The organism is Enterobacter sp. BNK-18 (genome assembly GCF_047456135.1).
Lineage (GTDB): Bacteria > Pseudomonadota > Gammaproteobacteria > Enterobacterales > Enterobacteriaceae > Enterobacter > Enterobacter ludwigii.
In genome coordinates this window covers 2,790,628-2,813,228 of the sequence record NZ_CP179899.1, presented here as the reverse complement: position 1 = coordinate 2,813,228, position 22,601 = coordinate 2,790,628, and the positions used below count along the sequence as shown (strand labels likewise).

At 58.9% G+C, this 22,601-nt stretch carries 22 protein-coding genes; 13 read left to right on the top strand and 9 right to left on the bottom strand.

Features of this window, described 5'->3' with window-relative positions; translation table 11 throughout:
• Positions 1–28 precede the first annotated feature (28 nt).
• From hypE to hypA, 5 genes are read right to left on the bottom strand one after another with little or no spacing between them, the layout of a single operon-like run.
• Positions 29–1,039: a hydrogenase expression/formation protein HypE gene (gene hypE / locus ACMGG3_RS13510; protein WP_032680399.1), complete on the bottom strand. Its 1,011-nt coding sequence runs from the start codon at positions 1,037–1,039 to the stop codon at positions 29–31.
• A complete protein-coding gene (gene hypD / locus ACMGG3_RS13505) occupies positions 1,036–2,157 on the bottom strand; it encodes a hydrogenase formation protein HypD (protein WP_104440324.1) in 1,122 nt (373 codons plus the stop codon). The genes hypE and hypD overlap by 4 nt, the downstream gene beginning before the upstream one ends.
• Positions 2,158–2,160: 3 nt before the next feature.
• Positions 2,161–2,433: a HypC/HybG/HupF family hydrogenase formation chaperone gene (locus ACMGG3_RS13500; protein WP_014171373.1), complete on the bottom strand. Its 273-nt coding sequence runs from the start codon at positions 2,431–2,433 to the stop codon at positions 2,161–2,163.
• On the bottom strand, positions 2,424–3,287 hold the full coding sequence (gene hypB, locus ACMGG3_RS13495; RefSeq protein WP_279257793.1) for a hydrogenase nickel incorporation protein HypB: 864 nt from the start codon (positions 3,285–3,287) through the stop codon (positions 2,424–2,426). The genes ACMGG3_RS13500 and hypB overlap by 10 nt, the downstream gene beginning before the upstream one ends.
• Before the next feature lie 3 nt (positions 3,288–3,290).
• The gene (gene hypA, locus ACMGG3_RS13490; protein ID WP_014171370.1) at positions 3,291–3,641 is read right to left on the bottom strand and encodes a hydrogenase maturation nickel metallochaperone HypA; all 351 of its coding nucleotides are present in this window, start codon (positions 3,639–3,641) and stop codon (positions 3,291–3,293) included.
• 210 nt (positions 3,642–3,851) lie between these two features.
• Here hypA and hycA point away from each other — a divergent pair, with 210 nt between their 5' ends.
• From hycA to hycI, 9 genes are all read left to right on the top strand, one after another.
• Positions 3,852–4,316 (top strand): formate hydrogenlyase regulator HycA, encoded by a 465-nt coding sequence (hycA, locus tag ACMGG3_RS13485; RefSeq protein ID WP_020883831.1) that lies wholly within the window; start codon positions 3,852–3,854, stop codon positions 4,314–4,316.
• A gap of 70 nt (positions 4,317–4,386) precedes the next feature.
• Positions 4,387–4,995: a 4Fe-4S dicluster domain-containing protein gene (locus ACMGG3_RS13480; protein ID WP_014171368.1), complete on the top strand. Its 609-nt coding sequence runs from the start codon at positions 4,387–4,389 to the stop codon at positions 4,993–4,995.
• Positions 4,992–6,806: a formate hydrogenlyase subunit 3 gene (gene hycC, locus ACMGG3_RS13475; protein WP_032680404.1), complete on the top strand. Its 1,815-nt coding sequence runs from the start codon at positions 4,992–4,994 to the stop codon at positions 6,804–6,806. Before ACMGG3_RS13480 ends, hycC begins: the two co-directional genes overlap by 4 nt.
• A gap of 1 nt (position 6,807) precedes the next feature.
• Positions 6,808–7,731, top strand: coding sequence for a respiratory chain complex I subunit 1 family protein (locus ACMGG3_RS13470; protein ID WP_014171366.1), 924 nt, complete (start codon positions 6,808–6,810; stop codon positions 7,729–7,731).
• 15 nt (positions 7,732–7,746) lie between these two features.
• Positions 7,747–9,456, top strand: a complete 1,710-nt coding sequence (hycE, locus tag ACMGG3_RS13465) for a formate hydrogenlyase subunit HycE (protein WP_020883834.1) — start codon at positions 7,747–7,749, stop codon at positions 9,454–9,456.
• A gap of 94 nt (positions 9,457–9,550) precedes the next feature.
• Positions 9,551–10,093 (top strand): formate hydrogenlyase complex iron-sulfur subunit, encoded by a 543-nt coding sequence (locus ACMGG3_RS13460; protein WP_020883835.1) that lies wholly within the window; start codon positions 9,551–9,553, stop codon positions 10,091–10,093.
• Entirely contained in the window at positions 10,093–10,860 is a 768-nt protein-coding gene (locus ACMGG3_RS13455) for an NADH-quinone oxidoreductase subunit B family protein (protein WP_014171362.1), read from the top strand. Before ACMGG3_RS13460 ends, ACMGG3_RS13455 begins: the two co-directional genes overlap by 1 nt.
• The gene (locus ACMGG3_RS13450) at positions 10,857–11,267 is read left to right on the top strand and encodes a formate hydrogenlyase maturation HycH family protein (protein WP_020883837.1); all 411 of its coding nucleotides are present in this window, start codon (positions 10,857–10,859) and stop codon (positions 11,265–11,267) included. Before ACMGG3_RS13455 ends, ACMGG3_RS13450 begins: the two co-directional genes overlap by 4 nt.
• On the top strand, positions 11,260–11,715 hold the full coding sequence (hycI, locus tag ACMGG3_RS13445; RefSeq protein WP_063858412.1) for a hydrogenase maturation peptidase HycI: 456 nt from the start codon (positions 11,260–11,262) through the stop codon (positions 11,713–11,715). The genes ACMGG3_RS13450 and hycI overlap by 8 nt, the downstream gene beginning before the upstream one ends.
• Before the next feature lie 81 nt (positions 11,716–11,796).
• Here the strand turns inward: hycI and ACMGG3_RS13440 are convergent, their stop codons facing one another.
• The gene (locus ACMGG3_RS13440; RefSeq protein ID WP_020883838.1) at positions 11,797–13,221 is read right to left on the bottom strand and encodes a 6-phospho-beta-glucosidase; all 1,425 of its coding nucleotides are present in this window, start codon (positions 13,219–13,221) and stop codon (positions 11,797–11,799) included.
• 18 nt (positions 13,222–13,239) lie between these two features.
• Complete coding sequence (ascF, locus tag ACMGG3_RS13435) at positions 13,240–14,691, bottom strand: PTS cellobiose/arbutin/salicin transporter subunit IIBC (protein WP_020883839.1); 1,452 nt, start codon at positions 14,689–14,691, stop codon at positions 13,240–13,242.
• Positions 14,692–14,905: 214 nt separating this feature from the next.
• Here ascF and ACMGG3_RS13430 point away from each other — a divergent pair, with 214 nt between their 5' ends.
• The 4 genes from ACMGG3_RS13430 to ACMGG3_RS13415 all read left to right on the top strand — a co-directional run bounded on the left by ACMGG3_RS13430 (position 14,906) and on the right by ACMGG3_RS13415 (position 19,852).
• Complete coding sequence (locus tag ACMGG3_RS13430) at positions 14,906–15,919, top strand: LacI family DNA-binding transcriptional regulator (RefSeq protein ID WP_032678843.1); 1,014 nt, start codon at positions 14,906–14,908, stop codon at positions 15,917–15,919.
• 134 nt (positions 15,920–16,053) lie between these two features.
• Complete coding sequence (gene hydN / locus ACMGG3_RS13425; protein WP_023308960.1) at positions 16,054–16,599, top strand: electron transport protein HydN; 546 nt, start codon at positions 16,054–16,056, stop codon at positions 16,597–16,599.
• 6 nt (positions 16,600–16,605) lie between these two features.
• Positions 16,606–18,828, top strand: coding sequence for a carbamoyltransferase HypF (gene hypF, locus ACMGG3_RS13420; protein ID WP_414149240.1), 2,223 nt, complete (start codon positions 16,606–16,608; stop codon positions 18,826–18,828).
• A 1-nt stretch (position 18,829) separates the two neighbouring features.
• Positions 18,830–19,852 carry a HoxN/HupN/NixA family nickel/cobalt transporter gene (locus tag ACMGG3_RS13415; protein WP_414149239.1) on the top strand — a complete coding sequence of 341 codons (1,023 nt, stop codon included), beginning with the start codon at positions 18,830–18,832 and terminating at the stop codon, positions 19,850–19,852.
• A 120-nt stretch (positions 19,853–19,972) separates the two neighbouring features.
• On the opposite strand, the gene norW is transcribed toward ACMGG3_RS13415, so the two are convergent.
• Positions 19,973–21,106, bottom strand: coding sequence for an NADH:flavorubredoxin reductase NorW (gene norW / locus ACMGG3_RS13410; RefSeq protein ID WP_047356665.1), 1,134 nt, complete (start codon positions 21,104–21,106; stop codon positions 19,973–19,975).
• On the bottom strand, positions 21,103–22,542 hold the full coding sequence (gene norV, locus ACMGG3_RS13405) for an anaerobic nitric oxide reductase flavorubredoxin (protein ID WP_047356664.1): 1,440 nt from the start codon (positions 22,540–22,542) through the stop codon (positions 21,103–21,105). The genes norW and norV overlap by 4 nt, the downstream gene beginning before the upstream one ends.
• Positions 22,543–22,601 lie beyond the last annotated feature (59 nt).

The window sequence follows — 22,601 nt, the reverse complement described above, 5'->3', positions numbered from 1 at the left end:
GTCAGTGCTGACCGCTTTTGGCGCGGTTCTAGCAAATGCGGGGTAAAGGTTCCGCGTGCGGCAGATCCAGCGTCCGCTTGACGCCATACAGCCCGGTCAGGCGCACCCCTTTGCGCTCAACCACTTCACCAATCAGCGCAGCCTCTTTACCGAAAGGATGTGTCCGCAGCTGTTCAAGTACGGATTCGGCCGCCGCGCGCTCCACGCCAATGACCAGCTTGCCTTCATTTGCAAAGTTTAGCGGGTCGAGCCCGAGGAGTTCGCACAAGCCGCGAACGGCAGGCTTAACGGGCAGCGCGCGTTCAGTGAGTTCGATACCCAGACCGCAGCGCGCCGCGAACTCATGTACCACGGCGTTAACCCCGCCGCGGGTCGCATCGCGCAGGGCTTTCACGCCTGGAAGGGAACGCAGGGTCTGGATAAGCGGGGTCAGTACCGCGCAATCACTGCGTAATTCTCCGTCCAGCCCCAGGCCTTCACGCAGGTTCAGGATCGTCGCCCCGTGGCAGCCCAGCGATCCGCTGACGATCAGCACGTCGCCGACGGCAAGCTGCTGCGCGCCCCAGTGAATGTCGGCAGGGATCGCCCCCATGCCGGCGGTATTGATGAACAGTTTGTCGGCTGCGCCACGCTGGACCACTTTGGTGTCGCCGGTGACGATGGCGATACCCGCCTCGCGTGCCGTGTGCGCCATGCTGCTGACGACCGCAGAGAGCGTCTCCATCGGCAGCCCCTCTTCAAGGATAAAGCCGCAGGAGAGAAAGCGCGGAACAGCACCGCTGACGGCCACGTCGTTTGCCGTACCGCAGACCGCGAGCTTGCCGATATCGCCGCCCGGGAAGAACAGCGGGTCAATCACGTAGCTGTCGGTGGAAAAGGCCAGCCTGTCGCCCTGCGCGGTCAGGGTGGAGAGGTCAATGCGGGCCTGATCCTCCTGCTCCGCCAGCCAGGGGTTATCAAACGCGTCCATAAACAGACGGTTAATCAGCTGCTGCATCGCCAGGCCGCCGCTGCCGTGTGCCATTTCAACCGTATTCATGCTTCAGACTCCTGATTGCGATACTGATACCACGCGGCACACGCCCCTTCGGAAGAGACCATCAGCGCGCCAAAAGCCGTTTGCGGGTTACAGGTGTTGCCAAATAACGGGCAGTGATGGGGTTTGCATTTGCCGGTGAGCACTTCGCCACAGCGGGCCCGCGGGTCGTCACACACCTGTTGCGGCTGCGGGCGGAAGTGGGCTTCGGCGTCGAACGACCGGTAGGCTGGCGTCAGGCGCACGCCGGACTCAGCAATCAGCCCCAGACCACGCCATTCGCTGTCGCCCTCGACGCTAAATACCTCGGCTATCGCCTGCTGGGCCACCACATTTCCACTGTCGGGGACGACACGGCGGTACTGATTTTCTACTGCACTCTGGGCTGCTATTTTCTGCTCAACCAGCATGGTCACGCCTTGCAGTAGATCAAGAGGTTCGAAACCAGCCACCACTAAAGGCCGTTCGAACTGTTCAGCGATAAAGCCGTAGGCCGCCGTCCCGATAACCATGCTGACATGGCCCGGCGCCAGAAAAGCGTCAATTCCGTTGTCCGGCTCTTCAAGCAGGCTGCGTAACGTCGGGATGAGCGTAATGTGCTGGCAAAAAAAGAAAAAGTTATCAATGTCGCGGGCTTTGGCCTGCTGCAGCGTGATGGCCGTGGCGGGCATAGTGGTTTCAAAACCAAGCCCGAAAAAGACGACCTTGCGACCGGGGTTATGGGTGGCCAGCGTCAGGGCGTCCATCGGCGAGTACACGATCCTGATATCCGCGCCCCGGGCTTTTGCCTGCAGCAGCGAGCCGTTTTTGCCCGGCACGCGCATCGCATCGCCAAAGGTACAGAAAATCACGTCAGGCTGGTGGGCTATCTCAAGGCAGGCGTCGATGCGTCCCATCGGCAGGACGCACACCGGGCAGCCGGGGCCATGGATAAACTCGATGTTTTCCGGCAGAAGCTGGTCGAGGCCAAATTTAAAGATGGCATGCGTGTGCCCGCCGCAGACTTCCATAATACGCAGCGGCTTTTCGGCGGTATAGCTCAGCCCTGCCGCCCGTGTTTTCAGATGTTCAATCAGCTGCATCACCTGCTCAGGCGCGCGATATTCATCAACGTAGCGCATGGTTTACCGCTCCTCGCCGTACAGCAATGCCCCGACGTCCGGCTCCACGTCGAACATATTCTGAAGGGCATCGAGCGTGTCGCGGGCCTCCGCTTCGTTGATGATGCTCATGGCAAACCCCACGTGCACCAGCACCCACTGACCGAGGCGTGAGGCGCCGGTTTCGTCGGTGCTGCCGACAAGCGTCAGGTCGACGTCGCGCAATATGCCACACACCTCAACGCGGGCCTGATTCCCGTCAATGGCGTGAATTTGTCCGGGGACGCCTATGCACATCGTTCGCTCTCCAGCCAGTTCAGCCAGGCGTCCATCCCGTCACCGCGGGTGGCGGACACCAGCATGATGTCAATCTCCGGGTTCACTTCACGGGCATAGGCCATGCATTTGTCCACGTCGAAATTCAGGTACGGCAGCAGGTCAACTTTGTTCAGCAACATCAGCGAAGCGGCGGCAAACATATGCGGATATTTAAGCGGCTTGTCTTCACCTTCGGTCACCGAGAGCACCGCGACCTTATGTCGCTCACCGAGATCGAAGCTGGCCGGACAGACCAGGTTGCCCACGTTCTCAATAAACAGGATGCCGTTGTCCGCCAGCGGCAAGCGCGGCGTGGCGTCGGCAATCATTTGTGCATCCAGATGGCAGCCTTTACCCGTATTAACCTGAATGGCGGGCGTGCCGGTTTCGCGTATACGCGCGGCGTCGTTCACCGTCTGCTGATCGCCTTCGATCACCGCACAGGAGATGCGTCCGTTCAGGCGGTAGAGCGTTTGTGTCAGCAGCGTGGTTTTGCCGGAGCCGGGGCTGGAGACCAGGTTCAGGACCAGCTGTTTACGCGTGGCAAAGCGGGCGCGGTTGCGTGCTGCAATCTGGTTGTTTTTATCCAGAACGTTGATTTCCACCTCCAGCATCTGACGCTGGCTGATCCCCGGCGCGTGGGTACCGGCGACGCCATGCCCGTAATGCAGGTCGCCCGCAGCGGAGTGTTGGGGGGCGAAGGTGATACCGGTTAATGCCGCTGCAGGACGAGGGGCAGGTGAAAAGGGTGCGGAGCGAAACGCGGCGTGAGGACGGTGTTCATCCCCTTCTATATACAGGTTGCCTTCAGCGCAACCGCAGGTACTACACATATTTTACTCCTTCTCGATTTCGAGACGTTGGATCTGCATGCCGTCATCCGCCACGATGCGAAGCTCGCTGCTCTGGCACTGCGGACAGCGCTGAACCTTCGATGAAAGCAGAGTGACGTATTGCTGACACTGCGCGCACCAGCACTCCGCCTGCTGTTCTTCAATATGAAGTTCACAACCTTCCGCCAGCGTGCCGCGGCACACCAGCTCAAAGCAGAAGGTCAGGGCGCTGGTTTCAACGCAGGAAAAGGCCCCGACCTGTAGCCAGACGCCGGTGACGCGTTTTGCATTGTTTGCCCGCGCCTGCTGTTCAATTAACTCGACGGCCCGCTGGCAGAGGGTGATTTCGTGCATGACGCCTCCTCAATGAATTGCCCCGATAATGCAATAACGGTGCCAGCTTGATTTTTGTTAAGGCGTGACGATGTCAATGCTGTCGAAATGACACGTCGACACGACGCGATTGACACGCTTCTTTTGATTAAAATGGTTAAAAATCAATGTATTAAAAACTGGCATGGAATCTGCTTAACAGCCGCTATCTCCATTAACCGGATACCTTTTATGACTATTTGGGAAATTAGCGAAAAAGCGGATTACATTGCGCAGCGCCATCAGCAGTTACAGGAGCAGTGGCACCTTTACTGCAACTCTCTGGTTCAGGGCATCACCCTGTCAAAAGCCCGTCTTCACCACGCCATGAGCTGTGCAGCGCAGGGGGATATGCGCTTTGTGCTCTTCGGCCATTTCACGATAAACGTCACCCTGGCAGACACCTTCAACAGCCACACCATCGAGTACTACGTCGAAACAAAAGAAGGTGAAAAACAGTGTATTGCGAAGGCGCAGCTGATGGCCGACGGGATGGTCGATGGTCACGTCAGTAACCGCGATCGCCAGCAGGTGCTGGAGCACTATCTGGAAAAAATCGCGCCGGTTTATAACGGCCTGTATGCCGCTGTTGAACACGATCTCCCGGTCAACCTGAAACAGCTGATGGATGGAAATACCTCAGCGAACGTGGCCTGACCATTGCGTGTCGAGAAGTGTCGACAAGACAGTTTTTCGTCAAAAATGACTATCACCAGAGGATGACCCGGTGAACCGTTTTGTAATTGCTGACTCGACGGTCTGTATTGGCTGTCGAACCTGTGAGGCGGCCTGTTCGGAAACGCACCGTCAGCACGGGCTACAGTCCATGCCGCGCCTGCGCGTCATGCGTAATGAAAAAGAGTCTGCGCCGCAGCTCTGCCACCACTGTGAGGATGCCCCCTGCGCGGGAGTCTGTCCTGTTAATGCCATCACCCGTGTCGAGGGGGCGGTGCAGCTGAATGAAAGTCTGTGCGTGAGCTGCAAACTGTGCGGCATTGCCTGCCCGTTCGGTGCGATTGAATTTTCCGGCAGCCGTCCGCTGCATATCCCGGCGAATGCCAACTCCCCGAAAGCGCCGCCAGCGCCACCTGCGCCGGCGAAGGTGAGCACGCTGCTTGACTGGGTTCCCGGCGTGCGTGCCGTTGCGGTCAAATGCGACCTGTGCAGCTTTGATGAACAAGGGCCAGCCTGTGTGCGCACCTGCCCGACGAAGGCGCTGATTCTGGTCAATATTCGCGACATCGTTCGCACCAGTAAACGTAAGCGTGAGCTGACCATTAACAGTGATTTCGGCGATCTTTCTCTGCTTCAGGCGCTGAACGAGGGGGCGAAATGAACGCGGTGATGATGATTACCAGCGCAGTGGCCTATTTTGCCGCCGCCGCTGTGTTGGCCTTGATCTTCTCTTTCCATAAAACCCTGAGCGGCTGGATAGCCGGTATCGGCGGGGCGGTTGGCAGCGTGATGACGCTGGTGGCCGGTGGCCTCGTATTAACAGGCGGACAATCCGTCGAAGCGGTGATGCCGCTGATACGGCACACCGTTGAAATTACGCCGCTGAATGCCATCTGGCTGGTGACCTTTGGTCTGTGCGGCGTGTTTATCAGCCTGTTTAATATTGACTGGCACCGCCATCAGCACACTCAGCCCAACGGTCTGCTGGTCAATCTGCTGATGGCCGCGGCGGTCTGTACCGTGACTGCCAGCAACCTCGGCGCGCTGGTGGTGATGGCCGAGATCATGGCGCTGTGCGGCGTGTTCCTTACGGGCTGTAGCACCTCCGGCAAACTGTGGTTTGCGCTGGGGCGTCTTGGCACGTTGCTGCTGGCACTGGCCTGCTGGCTGGTGTGGCAGCGCTTCGGCACGCTGGACTTCTCCGCCCTTAACGGTCAGTCGCTGGGGAATGATGTCTGGCTCCTTGGCGTGATCGGCTTTGGCCTGCTGGCCGGGATTATCCCGCTGCACGGATGGGTGCCACAGGCACATGCACATGCCTCCGCGCCTGCCGCAGCGCTCTTCTCGACGGTTGTCATGAAGGTTGGTCTGTTCGGCATTCTGACGATAACGCTCACCGGTGGGCAGCCGCCGCTGTGGTGGGGCGTTGTGCTGCTGGTCGCCGGGATGATCACCGCCTTCGTCGGCGGCCTGTACGCCCTGATGGAGCACAATATCCAGCGTCTGCTGGCGTACCACACCCTTGAGAACATCGGCATTATCTTGCTGGGTATTGGCGCAGGCGTTACCGGGCTGGCGCTCAATCAACCGGCGCTGATTGCGGCCGGCTTTATTGGCGGCCTGTATCACCTGATCAACCACAGCCTGTTTAAAAGCACCCTGTTCCTCGGGGCAGGTAGCGTCTGGTTCCGCACCGGTCATCGCGATATCGAAAAACTCGGCGGCATCGGCAAAAAAATGCCCGTTATCTCTCTGTGCATGCTGGTGGGGCTGATGGCAATGGCTGCGCTGCCGCCGCTGAACGGCTTTGCCGGCGAGTGGGTTATCTATCAGTCCTTCTTCGCACTCGGCCAGAGCGAGGTGTTTATCGCCCGGTTGCTCGGCCCGCTGCTGGCGGTTGGGCTGGCGATAACCGGTGCGCTGGCGGTGATGTGTATGGCTAAAGTCTACGGCGTGACCTTCCTGGGTGCACCGCGCACGCGTGAGGCCGAAAACGCCTGCTGTGCACCGGCATTGATGGGGGCGAGCGTTGTCGCGCTGGCGCTGTGCTGCATCGCGGGCGGGGTGGCCGCCCCGTGGCTTCTGCCGCTGTTGGGTAACGCCATTCCTCTGCCGCTCACCACGGCGCATACCGCGGTGTCCCAGCCGATGATTGCGCTGCTGCTGATTGCCGCGCCGCTGCTGCCGTTCGTGCTGATGCTGTTCTTCAGACGCGACCGCCTCTCCTCTCGAGCACGCGGTACCGCCTGGGCTTGCGGTTACGCACACGAGCAATCCATGGTGATCACAGCGCACGGCTTTGCCATGCCGGTCAAAGAGAACTTTGCCGCGGTGCTGAAACTGCGGGACTGGCTTAACCCGGTGGGGTGGGTGCCGGGCTGGCAGAGCGCTGCCGTGCCCGTGCTGTTCCGCCGACTGGCGTTGATCGAGCTGGCGGTACTGGTTGTGATTGTGATTTCACGAGGAGCCTGACATGAGTCTGTTACTGGCAATACTTCAGGCGCTGGTGCTATTTGCCATGGCGCCGTTGCTCTCCGGGGTGAGCCGCGTGGCGCGTGCCCGGATGCATAACCGTCGCGGGCCTGGTGTACTCCAGGAGTACCGTGATTTGTTCAAGCTGATGGGACGTCAGAGCGTTTCCCCGGACGCGGCAGGATGGGTCTTTCGCCTGACACCGTTTGTGCTGGCTGGCGTCATGCTCACCATCGCCACGGCGTTACCGGTCGTCACCGTCGGGTCGCCGCTGCCGGTGCTGGGCGATCTCATTACGCTTATCTACCTCTTCGCTATCGCGCGTTTCTTCTTCGCGATTGCCGGCCTCGATACCGGCAGCCCGTTTACCGGGATTGGTGCCAGCCGCGAGGCCATGCTCGGCGTGCTGGTTGAGCCGATCCTGCTGCTCGGCCTGTGGGTCGCTGCGCAGGTCGCGGGGTCAACCCATATCAGCTTTATCACTCATACCGTGTATCACTGGCCCGTGGACCGTTCCCTTCCGTTGCTTTTGGCGCTCTGCGCCTGCGCTTTCGCGACGTTTATCGAGATGGGCAAACTGCCGTTCGACCTCGCGGAAGCGGAGCAGGAGCTGCAGGAAGGTCCGTTGACCGAGTACAGCGGTTACGGCTTTGCGGTGCTGAAATGGGGCATCAGCCTCAAACAGCTGGTGGTGCTGCAGATGTTTGTCGGTGTCTTCTTCCCGTGGGGGCAGATGACGCACTTTTCCGCGGCCGGCCTGGTGCTGGCGGTGGTCGTTGCCGCGCTCAAGCTACTTGTCGGCGTGCTGGTGATTGCCCTGTTTGAGAACAGCATGGCGCGTCTGCGTTTTGTGGCGACGTCGCGCATCACCTGGGCCGGTTTTGGTTTTGCATTTTTAGCGTTCGTCTCCTTGCTGGTGGCGTGATTAAAGAGAGTTTTTATGTCTGAAGAAAAGAAAGGTCAGCAGTATCTCGCCGCGTTGCACCAGGCCTTCCCGGGCGTGGTGCTGGAGGAGTCCTGGCAAACCAAAGACCAGATAACGGTGACCGTGAAAGTGAACTACCTGCCGGAAGTGGTGGAGTTTCTTTACTACCAGCAGGGTGGCTGGCTGTCGGTGTTGTTCGGCAACGACGAGCGTCAGCTGTGCGGAAACTATGCGGTTTACTACGTGATGTCGATGGAGCAGGGCGAGAAGTGCTGGCTCACCGTGCGTGTCGAAGTGGATCCCAACAAACCGGAATACCCGTCTGTCACCCCGCGCGTGCCCGCCGCCGTCTGGGGCGAGCGCGAAGTGCGCGATATGTATGGTCTGGTCCCGGTTGGGCTTCCGGATGAGCGCCGTCTGGTGCTACCGGACGACTGGCCAGACGAACTCTATCCCCTGCGCAAAGACAGCATGGATTACCGTCAGCGTCCGGCTCCGACCACCGACAGCGAGACTTACGCGTTCATCAATGAGCTCGGCAGCAAAAAGAACAACGTGGTGCCGATAGGCCCGCTGCACGTCACGTCTGACGAGCCGGGCCACTTCCGCCTGTTTGTCGACGGCGAGAATATTATTGATGCCGACTACCGCCTGTTCTACGTCCATCGCGGGATGGAAAAGCTGGCGGAAACCCGGATGGGATATAACGAAGTGACGTTCCTCTCTGACCGCGTGTGCGGCATCTGCGGGTTTGCCCACAGTACCGCCTACACCACCTCGGTGGAGAACGGCATGGGGATTGTGGTGCCGGAACGCGCGCAGATGATCCGCGCCATCCTGCTGGAAGTGGAGCGTCTGCACTCGCACCTGCTGAACCTCGGTCTGGCCTGTCACTTTGTCGGTTTTGACTCCGGCTTTATGCAGTTTTTCCGCGTACGTGAAGCCTCCATGAAGATGGCGGAGATCCTGACCGGGGCGCGTAAAACATACGGTCTGAACCTGATCGGCGGGATTCGTCGCGATCTGCTGAAAGATGACATGATCCAGACCCGCCAGCTGGCGCAGCAGATGCGTCGCGACGTTCAGGAGCTGGTGGATATGCTGCTCAGCACGCCGAACATTGAGCAGCGTACCGTCGGTATTGGCCGGCTGGATCCGCAAATCGCCCGCGATTTCAGTAACGTTGGCCCCATGGTTCGCGCCAGCGGCCACGCCCGCGATACCCGCGCCGATCATCCGTTCGTCGGCTACGGCCTGCTGCCTATGACCGTGCACAGCGAGCAGGGCTGCGACGTTATTTCGCGTCTGAAGGTGCGTATCAACGAGGTCTTCACCGCGCTGAACATGATCGACTTCGGTCTGGATAATCTGCCGGGCGGTCCGCTGATGGTTGAGGGCTTCACCTACATTCCAAACCGCTTCGCGCTGGGGTTTGCCGAAGCCCCGCGTGGAGACGATATCCACTGGAGCATGACCGGTGACAACCAGAAGCTCTACCGCTGGCGCTGCCGTGCGGCAACCTACGCCAACTGGCCAACCCTGCGCTACATGCTGCGCGGCAATACGGTATCCGATGCGCCGCTGATCATTGGCAGCCTCGATCCGTGCTACTCCTGCACCGACCGCATGACGGTGGTGGATGTGCGCAAGAAGAAAAGCCAGGTGGTGCCGTACAAAGAGCTGGAGCGCTACAGCATCGAGCGTAAGAACTCGCCGCTGAAATAGGGGATTTTGTGCAGGCTGATGCCCTCACCCTGACCCTCTTTTTGATGAGAGATCCGGGGTGCGGAGCACAGGCAGCACATAAGCAGGAGTCAACATGTTTACCTTCATCAAAAAAGTGATCAAAACCGGGACGGTGACCAGCCGCTATCCGCTGGAGCCGGTGCCGGTCGATAAAAACTTTCGCGGCAAGCCGGAGCACAACCCGCAGCAGTGCATCGGCTGTGCTGCCTGCGTTAACGCCTGCCCGTCAAATGCCCTGACGGTGGAAACCGATCTGAAAACGGGCGAGCTGGCCTGGCAGTTCAACCTCGGGCGCTGCATTTTCTGCGGCCGCTGCGAGGAGGTTTGCCCGACGGTGGCGATCCGTCTTTCGCAGGAGTACGAGCTGGCGGTCTGGAAGAAAGAGGATTTCTTGCAGCAGTCGCGTTTCGCGCTCTGCAACTGCCGTGTCTGCAAACGCCCGTTTGCCGTACAAAAAGAGATCGACTACGCCATCGCGCTGTTGCAGCACAACGGTGATGCCCGCGCGGAGCATCATCGCGAAAGCTTTGAAACCTGCCCGGACTGCAAACGGCAGAAATGCCTGCTGCCGTCGGACCGCATCGATATTACCCGTCATATGAGAGAGGCCAGCTGATGGAAAACCTGATCGGCCCACGCGACGCTAACGGCATTCCGGTGCCGATGACGGTGGAGGAATCCATCGCCAGCATGAAGGCCTCGCTGCTGAAAAACATTAAACGTTCGGCCTATGTGTACCGCGTGGACTGCGGCGGCTGCAACGGCTGTGAGATTGAGATCTTTGCCACGCTGTCGCCCCTGTTCGACGCCGAACGCTTCGGTATTAAAGTGGTGCCTTCGCCGCGTCATGCGGACATTTTGCTGTTTACCGGTGCCGTTACCCGTGCCATGAGATCGCCAGCATTACGTGCCTGGCAGTCCGCACCGGATCCAAAAATTTGTATCTCTTACGGTGCCTGCGGCAACAGCGGCGGCATCTTCCATGACCTGTACTGCGTCTGGGGTGGCACCGATAAAATTGTTCCGGTGGATGTCTACATTCCCGGTTGTCCGCCAACGCCTGCGGCCACGCTGTACGGTTTTGCCATGGCGCTCGGGCTGCTGGAGCAGAAAATACATGCCCGTGAACCGGGTGAACGCGACAACCAGGCTGCCGCAATTCTGCACCCGGATATGGTGCAGCCGCTGCGCGTGAAGGTCGATCGCACAGCGCGCCGGCTCGCGGGGTATCGCTATGGTCGCCAGATTGCCGACGATTATCTGCGTCTGCTGAGCCAGGGCGATCATCAGGTCACGCGCTGGCTGGAGGCGGAAAACGATCCTCGTCTTAATGAGATTGTCGCGAACCTGAATCAGGTGGTGGAAGAGGCGCGTATCCGATGAGTGAAACGGTGGTGTTCAGTCAGCTGAGCCGTAAGTTTATTGATGAGAACGATGCCACGCCGGATGCGGCGCAGCAGGTGGTCTATTACAGCCTGGCCATTGGGCATCACCTCGGGGTGATAGATTGTCTCGAAACGGCATTAAGCTGCCCGTGGCCTGACTATCTGGCGTGGATCGCCACGCTGGAGGAGGGCAGTACGGCGCGCCGCAAAATGGAGGGTGTGCCGAAGTACGGTGAGATCGTTATCGACGCCAACCACATTGCGATGCTCGCCAGTGCTTTCGACGCCGCGCTGAGCGTGCAAACCCCGCAGCAGCAGGCCTGGAGCAAAATTTTGCTCAGCATGCTGCATGATATTCATCAGGAGAGTGCCATCTACCTGATGGTGAGGAGATTACGTGACTGATGTTTTACTGTGTGTCGGCAACAGCATGATGGGCGACGACGGCGCGGGCCCGCTGCTTGCACAAATGTGTGCCGCGCATCCGCAGGGCGAATGGGTGGTTATTGACGGCGGCAGCGCACCGGAAAACGATGTGGTGGCGATCCGTGAGCTGCACCCGGACAGGCTGCTGATTGTGGATGCAACCGATATGGGACTTAATCCGGGGGAAACCCGCCTGATTGATCCCGATGACATCGCCGAGATGTTTATGATGACCACCCACAATATGCCGCTGAACTATCTGGTCGATCAGATTAAAGACGACGTGGGTGAGGTATTGTTTCTGGGTATTCAGCCGGACATCGTTGGGTTTTATTATCCGATGACGCCGCCGGTGAAAGAGGCCGTCGAAGAGGTTTACTCCCGGCTTGCCGGATGGCGTGAGGACGGCGGTTTTTCCCGACTGTGAGCAGTGCCGGGTGGTGGTAGCTTCCACCCGGCCTGGACACTCCCTCGCCCTCGCCCTGTGGGAGAGGGCGAGGGCAATAGGCTACGCCAGATCCGCGCCGTTACTTGCAATGACCTTCTTATACCACCAGAACGATTTCTTACGCGTTCTGTCCAGCGTACCGTTGCCCGCGTCGTCGCGGTCAACATAGACAAACCCGTAGCGTTTGCTCATCTCGCCCGTGGATGCGGCCACCAGGTCAATACAGCCCCAGGTGGTGTAGCCCATCAGCGGCACACCGTCTTCTATGGCATCGCCCATCGCACGAATATGTTCGCGCAGGTAGCTGATACGGTAGTCGTCATTAATCTCACCGTGTTCATCCATGACGTCTTTCGCGCCGAGGCCGTTTTCCACCAGGAACAGTGGCTTCTGATAGCGGTCGTACATCATGTTCATGGTGATGCGCAGCCCCAGTGGGTCGATACCCCAGCCCCATTCGCTGACCTGGATGTGCGGGTTGCGCAGGGATTTCACGATATTCGCCGCATTGGTATTACTGGCGTTCATGTCCGCCGACGCGCAGCGCGAGGCGTAATAGCTGAACGACACAAAATCGACGGTGTTTTTCAGCAGTTCATCGTCGCCAGGGTCTTTGACAATCACCACCCCTTTTTCGCGGAACACGCGGGCAGAATAGGCCGGGTAGCTGCCGCGCGCCTGCACGTCGATAAAGAACAGGTTTTCGCGGTCTTTCTCCAGCGCCATCCACACGTCTTCCGGTTTGCAGGAGTAGGGGTAGAAGTTGCCGCCGGCCAGCATACAGCCGACCTGGTTTTCCGGGTTCACCTCATGGGCGATTTTGGTTGCCAGGGCGCTTGCCACCAGTTCGTGATGCGCGGCCTGATATTTCACCTGATCTTCGTTCTCACCCTCTTCAAACACCAGACCCGCGCCGGAGAACGGGCTGTGCAGCATGATATTGATTTCGTTGAAGGTGAGCCAGTACTTCACCAGACCGTTAAATTCTTCGAAACAGGTACGGGCATAGCGGGCGAAGAAATCGACCATCTTGCGGTTGCGCCAGGATCCATACTCCGTGACCAGATGCATCGGTACGTCGAAATGGCACAGGGTGACCAACGGTTCGATGTTGTATTTTTTGCACTCTTCGAACACTGCGCGGTAGAAGGCAATCCCCTCTTTATTGGGCAGCGGCTCATCGCCGTTCGGGTAGAGGCGGCTCCAGGCAATTGAGGTACGAAATACCGTAAAGCCCATCTCCGCCATCAGGGCGATGTCTTCTTTGTAGCGATGGTAAAAATCAATCGCCTCGTGGCTCGGGTAAAACTCGTCGTCACGCAACGTAAAACGTTTTTCCTTACCGACCTTCACCGCCAGACGATTCGCGCCGTGGGGGATCATATCGACCGTCGTCAGTCCTTTGCCGCCTTCACGGTAAGCCCCTTCACTCTGGTTGGCGGCAAGCGCGCCGCCCCATAAAAATCCTTGTGGAAAAACAGACATCTTTACCTCGCTATAAATTTAGACTTGTGCTGCTTTGGCCTGAACCGGAGCGCTCTGCAGGGCGCGTGCTTTCTCAGCGTCGTCTTCGACCGGGATATCTTCAAAACCTAAAATCAGGGTCAGAACAAACGAGAGCACAACCGCCAGCGCCATGACCCCGAATACCCAGACGATGGTCATTGGGTTGGCCGGATCGAAGAACTGTACGCTGGTAAACAGCCCCGGCGCCGCCATTGAATGGCTGGCAAGACCGGCTATGCCAGCCACTGCCCCGCAGATGAAGCCGCTGATAAGGCTCGCAATCAGCGGGCGTTTCAGGCGTACCGCCACACCATAGAGGGCAGGTTCTGAAATGCCTGCCATGATGGCAGAAGCCGCTGCCGCCAGCGCCGTCTGGCGCAGTTCCGGGTTTTTCGTTTTCCATGCCACCGCCAGCGATGAACCGCCGAGCGACAGGTTGGCTCCGATTTCCGACGGCATAACCATTCCCTCTTTGCCCGTCTCGGCAATGGTCTGAATGATCGTCGGCGTAAATACGCGGTGCATCCCGGTCATCACCAGCAGCGGCCAGAGGGCGCCCATAATGGCCACGGAGAGCCAGCCCAGATAGCCGTGAATAGTGTAGACCAGCGCTGAAATCGCGCTCCCGATCCAGATCCCGAGCGGCCCTATCAGCACGATGGCGAGCGGGGCGGCAATCAGAACGATCAGCATCGGTTTAAGGAAGTTTTTCGTGACCGCCGGCGTAATACGATCAACCCAGCGTTCGATGTACGACAGGCACCAGGTCATCACCAGCGCCGGGATGACCGTGTAGGTGTATTTCACTGCCGTCACCGGAATAAAGGCGAATTCAACGTGCTCGCCCTGTGCGGCTTTCGCCATCAGTTCGATAAAGCCCGGGTGTACCAGCACGCCCGCGATGGCAATCGCCAGCGACATGTTGGTTTTGAATTTCACTGCGGCAGAGGCGGCGACCATCAGCGGCAGGAAGAAGAACGCGCCATCGCCAATCAGCGTCAGAAGGGTGAGCGTCGGTGCTCCTTTTTCCAGCGCGCCGGTCATCTCCAGGATCATTGCCAGCAGTTTGACCATTGAACCGCCGATGATCGCCGGGATCAGCGGTGACATGGTGCCGATCAGCGCATCGAGGATCCCGGCACCGATGCGGCGCAGGGTCATTTTCTGCGGGCCTTCCGGTACGGCAGGCTGCAGGTCGGTGGGCAGCAGGCTTACCACTTCGCGGTAGGCCTGAGACACGGTGTTGCCAATGATCACCTGGCACTGGTTGTCGTTGCGGACCACGCCGAGCACGCCGTTAATGCTTTTCAGGCGCGGGGCATCGGTGAGGCTTTCGTCTTTGAGGACGAAACGCAGTCGCGTCATGCAGTGGGTGACGGCGACGATGTTGTCTCTGCCGCCGAGCGCGCTGACAACGTCATTCGCCAGCGCAGCGTAATTTTTGGCCATCGGATGTAATCCTGTTATCGTTGTGAGAAATGTAGGAAACCGGTTCCACATAATCATCAATAGTTTCTTTGAATGAAACAAGATCACATTTTGTACATTTTTTCATTTCGTGATGATGATCACCTGGAGGGGCGAAAAGCGTGATATCGCCGCTGCGACAATTTTTCTGCAGTGCAGTACACTGCGCCCTGGTAGTTTCAAACGGAAGATTACGATGACCACGATGCTTGAAGTCGCGAAGCGGGCAGGCGTTTCGAAAGCGACGGTTTCCAGGGTATTGTCGGGCAATGGCTACGTCAGCCAGGAGACCAAAGACCGGGTGTTTCAGGCGATTGAAGAGAGCGGCTATCGCCCGAATTTGCTGGCACGAAATCTGGCGACCAAACGTACCCAGACGCTGGGTCTGGTGGTCACCAACACCCTTTATCACGGCGTCTATTTTAGCGAACTGCTCTTTCACGCCGCCCGCATGACGGAAGAGAAAGGGCGGCAGCTGATCCTGGCGGACGGTAAGCACAGTGCGGATGAAGAGCGCGAGGCCATTCAGTATTTGCTCGATATGCGCTGTGACGCGGTGATCATTTACCCGCGTTTCCTGAGCGTGGATGAGATGGACGACATCGTTGAGAAATGCGAACAGCCGATTATGGTCCTTAACCGCCGCTTACGGAAAAACAGCAGTCACAGCGTCTGGTCAGATCATAAAGCCTCCTGCCAGGACGCCGTGTCGCAGCTGATTCAGAAAGGGCACCGGGAGATTGCGTTTATCACCGGTTCGCTGGATTCCCCCACGGGCGTTGAGCGTCTCTCGGGCTACAAAGACGCCCTGGCACAACACCAGATCCCGCTGCGCCCGTCGCTGATTGCGCAGGGGAAATGGAACCCGGCCAGCGGTGCGGCAGCGGTGTCTGAGCTGCTTTCGCGCGGTGAAACCTTTTCGGCGCTGGTGGCGAGTAATGACGATATGGCGATTGGGGCCATGAAACAGCTGCACGAGTGCGGGATCGCCACCCCGGATGTCGTGTCGGTGATTGGCTTTGACGATGTGGCCATCGCCCCCTACATCGTCCCCTCGCTCTCCAGCGTGCGCATTCCGGTGACGGAGATGATCAAAGAGACCATTAGCCGCCTGATCTTCCTTCTGGATGGCGGTGAGTTTAAGTACCAGCAAACCTTCTCCGGCGAGCTTATCCTGCGTGACTCGGTCATTGACGGGCCTCACCGCTGATGTCGACAGCTGTCATCGTCAGAAGTGACGATGACAGCCCTGCTGTCATTTTATAAACCGCAGAAAATCAACAGGTTAATAATTGGCACGGTTTATGTATATCTCCGCGCAGGACTGTAATGCTGGAGAAGCAGATGAACCGTTTTATTATGGCCGATGCCAGTAAATGCATTGGCTGCCGTACCTGTGAAGTGGCGTGTGTGGTTTCCCATCAGGCGGAGCAGGATTGCGCATCGCTCACCCCTGATACCTTTTTACCGCGGATCCACGTCATTAAAGGCGTGAATATCTCCACTGCCGCTATCTGTCGCCAGTGTGAGGATGCGCCGTGCGCTAACGTCTGCCCAAACGGGGCCATCAAACGTGAGAAAGGATTCGTGCATGTGATGCAGGAGCGCTGCATCGGCTGCAAAACCTGTGTGGTTGCCTGCCCGTACGGTGCGATGGAAGTCGTGGTGCGTCCGGTTGTGCGCAACAGCGGCATGGGGCTGAGCGTGCGCGCGGAAAAAGCGGAAGCCAATAAATGCGACCTCTGCTACCACCGTGATGCCGGCCCGGCCTGTATGGAGGCCTGCCCGACGCACGCCCTGGTCTGCGTGGATCGCGACAAGCTTGAGCAGATGAGCGCGGAAAAACGTCGTCGTGCCGCGTTCGACACGTCATCGTCACTGCTGTTTTAAGTCGCGATGGGCGATAACGGCGTACAGTTGCGGGTGCGCGGCAAGGTGCAGGGGGTAGGGTTTCGTCCCTTCGTCTGGCAGCTGGCGCATCAGCTACAGCTGACGGGTGACGTTTGTAATGACGGAGAGGGCGTGCTGGTGCGTCTCGCGGGTAATGGGGGGGCCTTTACCGCGAGGCTGCATCAGGACTGCCCACCGCTGGCACGTATCGATGCTGTCGACAGCCAGCCGTTTACCTGGGCAACGGTGCCGCAGGCGTTCACCATTCGCCATAGCGCGGGCGGAGCGATGGACACCCAGATTGTGCCGGATGCCGCTACCTGCCCGGCGTGCCTGGCTGAAATGCGCGATCCCCGAGCGCGGCGTTATCGCTATCCGTTTATCAACTGTACCCATTGCGGTCCACGTTTTACCATCATTCGCGCCATGCCCTATGACCGCCCGGCCACGTCAATGGCGGCATTTCCCCTCTGTGAGCCGTGTGAAACCGAGTACCGCAATCCCGCTGACCGCCGTTTTCACGCGCAGCCGGTAGCCTGTCCGGATTGTGGACCCGAGCTGGAATGGCGCTCGGGCGAGACCGTTGCCACCCGCGAGTCTGCGCTGAGTGCGGCGGTCCACATGCTCAAACATGGCGGGATTGTCGCCATCAAAGGGCTGGGCGGTTTTCACCTTGCCTGTGACGCATCCAACGCGCAGGCGGTGGCAACCCTGCGGGCGCGCAAACAGCGCCCGATGAAGCCACTGGCGGTCATGATCCCGCAGGCGGAGGGAGTGCCGGAATCAGTGCAAACGCTGCTGCGCTCGCCTGCAGCGCCCATCGTGCTCACGCCAAAAGCATGGTGTCCTCCGCTTTCTGACGCGATCGCGCCAGGGCTGGACACCGTTGGACTGATGCTGCCCGCTAACCCGCTACAGCATGTGCTGATGATGGACTGTCAGCGCGCGCTGGTGATGACCTCCGGCAACCTCAGCGGGCGTCCGCCGGCCATCACCTGCCAGCAGGCACTGGATGAACTGGGCGACATCGCTGACGGATTCCTGCTGCACAACCGCGACATCCTGCAACGTATGGATGATTCCGTGATGGATCAGGACGGTATGATGCTGCGTCGCGCGCGCGGTTTTGTGCCGGATGCCATCACGCTGCCCGCCGGTTTCAGCGCTGTCCCGGCGATGGTGTGCACCGGTGCTGATATGAAAAATACCTTCTGTCTGGTGCGCGGTAACCAGGCGGTACTGAGTCAGCACTTTGGCGATCTGAGTGACGACGGTGTCGAGGCCCAGTGGCGTTCGGCGCTGTCGATGATGCAGCAGATCTATGCGTTTCAGCCGCAGCGCGTGGTATGCGACGCCCATCCGGGCTATCACGCCCGACAGTGGGCGCAAGCCCAGGCTTTGCCGATCGACACCGTGCTTCACCACCACGCTCACGCGGCGGCATGCATGGCAGAAAACGGCTGGCCGCTTGAGGGCGGAGATGTCATTGCCCTGACGCTGGATGGGATCGGCATGGGCGAAAACGGCGCGCTGTGGGGCGGAGAGTGCCTGCGGGTAAACTATCTCGACTGCGAACGTCTGGGCGGTCTGCCTGCGGTTGCGCTGCCGGGCGGGGACAGGGCTGCCATGCAGCCGTGGCGCAATTTACTCGCCCACTGCCTGGCGTTTGTGCCGGGCTGGCAGCAGTACCCGGAAACGCGTGACGTTCAGCGGCAAAACTGGCCGCTGCTGGCTACGGCCATTCAGCGCGGTTTAAACGCGCCGCTGGCCTCATCCTGCGGCCGTCTGTTCGACGCGGTGGCCTGCGCGCTCGGCATCACGTCAGAAACCCAGAGCTACGAAGGTGAGGCCGCCTGCCGGCTTGAAGCGCTGGCCGCGCAGTGCCACGACGTTCAACACCCGGTTACGCTTCAGGCCGAAAACCTTACGCGCTTCTGGCAACAGTGGCTGAACTGGCAGGCGGAACCCTGCGAGCGGGCATGGGCGTTTCACGATGCGCTGGCGAAAGGGCTGGCGGAGCTTGTCACCTCCCATACCCGGCGACTGGGGCTTTCCACCGTATGCTTCAGCGGCGGCGTGTTACATAACCGTCTGCTGCGCGCGCGACTGCGCCATTACCTCTCAGACTTCACGCTGCTTTTTCCTCATCATCTGCCGTCAGGTGACGGCGCTATCTCCTTCGGGCAGGCGGTGGTTGCTGCCGCCCGGTCATGTTCACAAAGGATGTAAAATGTTACGACTCTTACGCAATGAACCCCGCGCGGCGTTTCTGCTGCTGGCTTTGGTAATGGCTAATCTTCTGGCATGGGGCTGGGCATGGCAAACCTTCAGCGGCAGTACGGCGCTGATGGCCGCCAGCCTGCTGGCCTGGTGTTATGGACTCCGTCATGCGGTGGATGCCGACCACATCGCGGCCATTGATACCGTCACGCGTAAGATGATGCAGCAGGGTAAACGCCCTTCCGGCGTGGGGGCGTGGTTCTCTCTGGGACACTCCACCATTGTGGTGCTGGCCTCCATTGCCATTGCGGCCACCGCCACGGCGTTTCAGAAGAATATGGCATGGTTTCATGAAACCGGCAGCCTGATTGGCACCGCCGTTTCTGCAACGTTTCTGCTGGCGATGGCGATGGTCAATCTGGTGATTTTGCGCGGCGTGTGGCGTAATTTTCAGGCGCTGAAGAACGGTCAGGTCACGCGTGACGACATCACGCTTCCGGCATCAGGCGGAGTCATGAACTGGCTGTTTGGCGCAACGTTCCGCCTGGTGAACAAGAGTTGGCAAATGTACCTGGTCGGTTTCCTGTTTGGTCTGGGGTTTGATACCGCGACGGAAATCGGTGTGCTTGGGATTTCAGCCGCCAGCGCGTCAAACGGGATGTCAGTCTGGTCCATCATGATCTTCCCGGCGCTGTTTGCCAGCGGTATGGCGCTGGTCGATACTCTCGACAATCTGCTGATGGTCGGCGCTTACGGCTGGGCGTTTAACAAGCCGCAGCGCAAGCTTTACTACAACATGACCATCACCGGCACCTCTGTGGTGGTGGCGCTGTTTATCGGCGGGCTGGAAGCTCTGGGTCTGTTGATGGATAAGTTTGCCCTCAGCGGAGGCCTCTGGGATCGCATTGGCGCAGTTAATGACAACCTCGGTAACGCCGGGTTCGTGGTGGTCGGGCTGTTCGTTGCCTGCTGGCTGATTTCCATGATCAACTATCGCTGGCGCGGCTACGATACGCTTGTCGTGCGTTCCTGACGCGGCGTCTGAACATCATTGTCGTTATCTGGCTAAACGACGTTGAAAAAAAGCCCCGGGACATCGGGGCTGTGGACCATAAAATCCAAAGGTTACGTTAGCGTGGCAGGCAAATCAGCGTTAAGCGGGTAATGATTTCAGCAGAGCGAAAGCCTCTTTCATCCGGTCTTCGCTCACCACAAAGGCGCGCATTTGTCCTTCGCTGTCGCACCCACGAGCCACCATTCCCTGAGGTTCAATGGTGAGTTGCCAGTGCAGATCCGGACGCTCGGTTTCGCCTGCCAGGTGCAGCGGGAGCGCCGGCGTTTTTACTTTTACCAGCATGGCGGGTAATTTCAGTGGCGCACTGCCGCCAGACAGGTTTTTCGCCAGGTACATCGCGCTCAGTTGAATGGGCTGCAGGAAGGGCAGGACCTGTCCGTTAATTTCAGCGCAGTCACCCAGGGCGTAAATATCGGGCTGCGTGGTTTGCAGGTAGCTGTCTACCTTCACGCCACGACCTGTTTCCGCGCCGGCGCGATGCGCCAGCGCCGTTTCCGGACGCAGGCCCGTGGCGGCAACCACCACATCCACCTCAACGCTGCGGCTGCGGTCGAGCGTTGCATGAATCCCACTCCCGGTTTTCTTCAGGCTTTGCAGCTGGGATTTCAGCAGCAGATGTACGCCCATATCGGTCAGACGATGCTGTAAGCGACTACTTACTTCTGCGGGCATCAGCGCCGACAAAATGCTTGCCGCATGGTCGACCAGGGTGACGGTTTTGCCCGCCCGGCTAAAATCCATCGCCAGCTCTGTGCCAATCAACCCTGCGCCGACAATCATCACCCGCTTCGCGTCACGCAGCAGGGTTTCACTGGCCTGATACGCCTGCTGGCTGTTGAGGGTGATCATCAGTTCCCGGCCTTCCACCGGCGGGACAAAAGCAGACGCCCCTGTCGCCAGCACCAGCTTGTCGTACTGCCAGGTTTTGTCTTTTGCTTTTACCACATGGGCGGCGGCGTCGATATCGGTTATCCAGGTGTGCGGAAATAACCGCAGACTAAACTGTTCCGCGAACGCCCCTGCGGTCTGGCGGGTGAGGTCTTCGGCTCGCTGATTCTGGCTGATAACGTGGCTTAAATCAGGCTTGTTGTACTCGTCCATGCTGTCGGCGGCAATGAGCGTCAACGGCACGCTGGCGTCTTGTTTGCGAATGTTTTTCGCCAGCTGGCGGGCGGCAAAGCCCGAGCCGATGATAACGATACCGTGGTTCATTGTGCCTCCGTCGCCAGTTCGTCAAAGACCTCTTTTCCCAGGGAACATTCCGGGCAGAGGAAATTGTCCGGCACGTCGCACCAGGGGGTACCGGGGGCAACATCCTGCAGCGGCTCGCCCTGTGCCGGGTCGTAAATCCACTGGCAGACGCTGCACTGCATGCGAGGGCCAACGTCAGCGACCGCTGCGGCGCAGGCTTGTTGCGGCGCGGGGTTTTTGGCGTTCATGTCGGGGAGCGGCGCGAGCGCCCACTGACGCGCAATGTCACGGCCATGCTGGCGGCACAATTCAAGCGCGTCGATGTCCGGACGCCATTTCGCCTTCAGGCTCATGGACATCTCAAAACCGGCATCCTGCAAACGCGTGGAGAGCCGGTCTACTGCGCCGCCGCTCCAGCCGTGGGAGCCAAATGCGCTGGCCCGTTTATTACGAAAGCGCAGACCGGTCATCTCTTCTACAAGGCCCGCAATTTTCGGCATCATCACGTTGTTCATCGTGGAGGTGCCCACAAGCACGCCCTTGGAGCGGAAGACGTTGGTCAGGATTTCGTTTTTATCGCTACGCGCCACGTTGAAGATTTTCACCGCCACGTTCGGGTCGACTTCGTTAATACCCTGCGCAATGGCGTCCGCCATCATGCGGGTATTATTAGACATGGTGTCGTAGAAAAGCGTGATACGGTCTTCCTGGTAATCCGCGGCCCATTTGAGGTACAGCTCCACGATCTGGGTGGGGTTTTCGCGCCACACCACGCCGTGAGAGGTGGCTATCATATCCACGGGCAGGTTAAAGCCGAGGATTTCGGTGATTTTTGGCGTCACCAGACGGCTGAACGGCGTCAGGATATTGGCGTAGTAGCGCTGACACTGTTCGAACAGCTCGGTTTGATCCACTTCGTCGTTAAACAGGCGCTCGTCACAATAGTGCTGGCCGAAGGCATCGTTGCTGAACAGCACCGCATCGCCGGTCATGTAGGTCATCATACTGTCGGGCCAGTGCAGCATCGGGGTTTCAACGAAGATCAGCTGTTTGCCGTTGCCGATATCCAGCGTGTCGCCGGTTTTGACGGTGTGGAAATTCCACTCCGGGTGGTGGTGATGGCCGTTAATCGAGTCGATGGCGTTGGTGGTGCAGTAAATCGGGGTGTCGGGAATGCAGGACATTAACTCGGTCAGCGCCCCGGCATGATCCTCTTCCGCATGGTTAATGATGATGTAGTCGATATCAGCAAGATCGATTTCACTGCGCAGATTTTGCACGAACTCCCGGCTGAATTTGTGATCGACGGTATCGATGAGCACGTTTTTGCCTTCACGGATGAGATAGCTGTTGTAGCTGCTGCCGCGCAGCGTTTTGTACTCCGTTCCGTGGAAGTCACGCACTTCCCAGTCACGTTGACCAACCCAATGAATGTTATTTTTAACCAGAATAGACATAGCAACCTCAATTAATACGGCGTTTTTCAAATAAGATGTCTAGCCTTTATCAAGTTGCG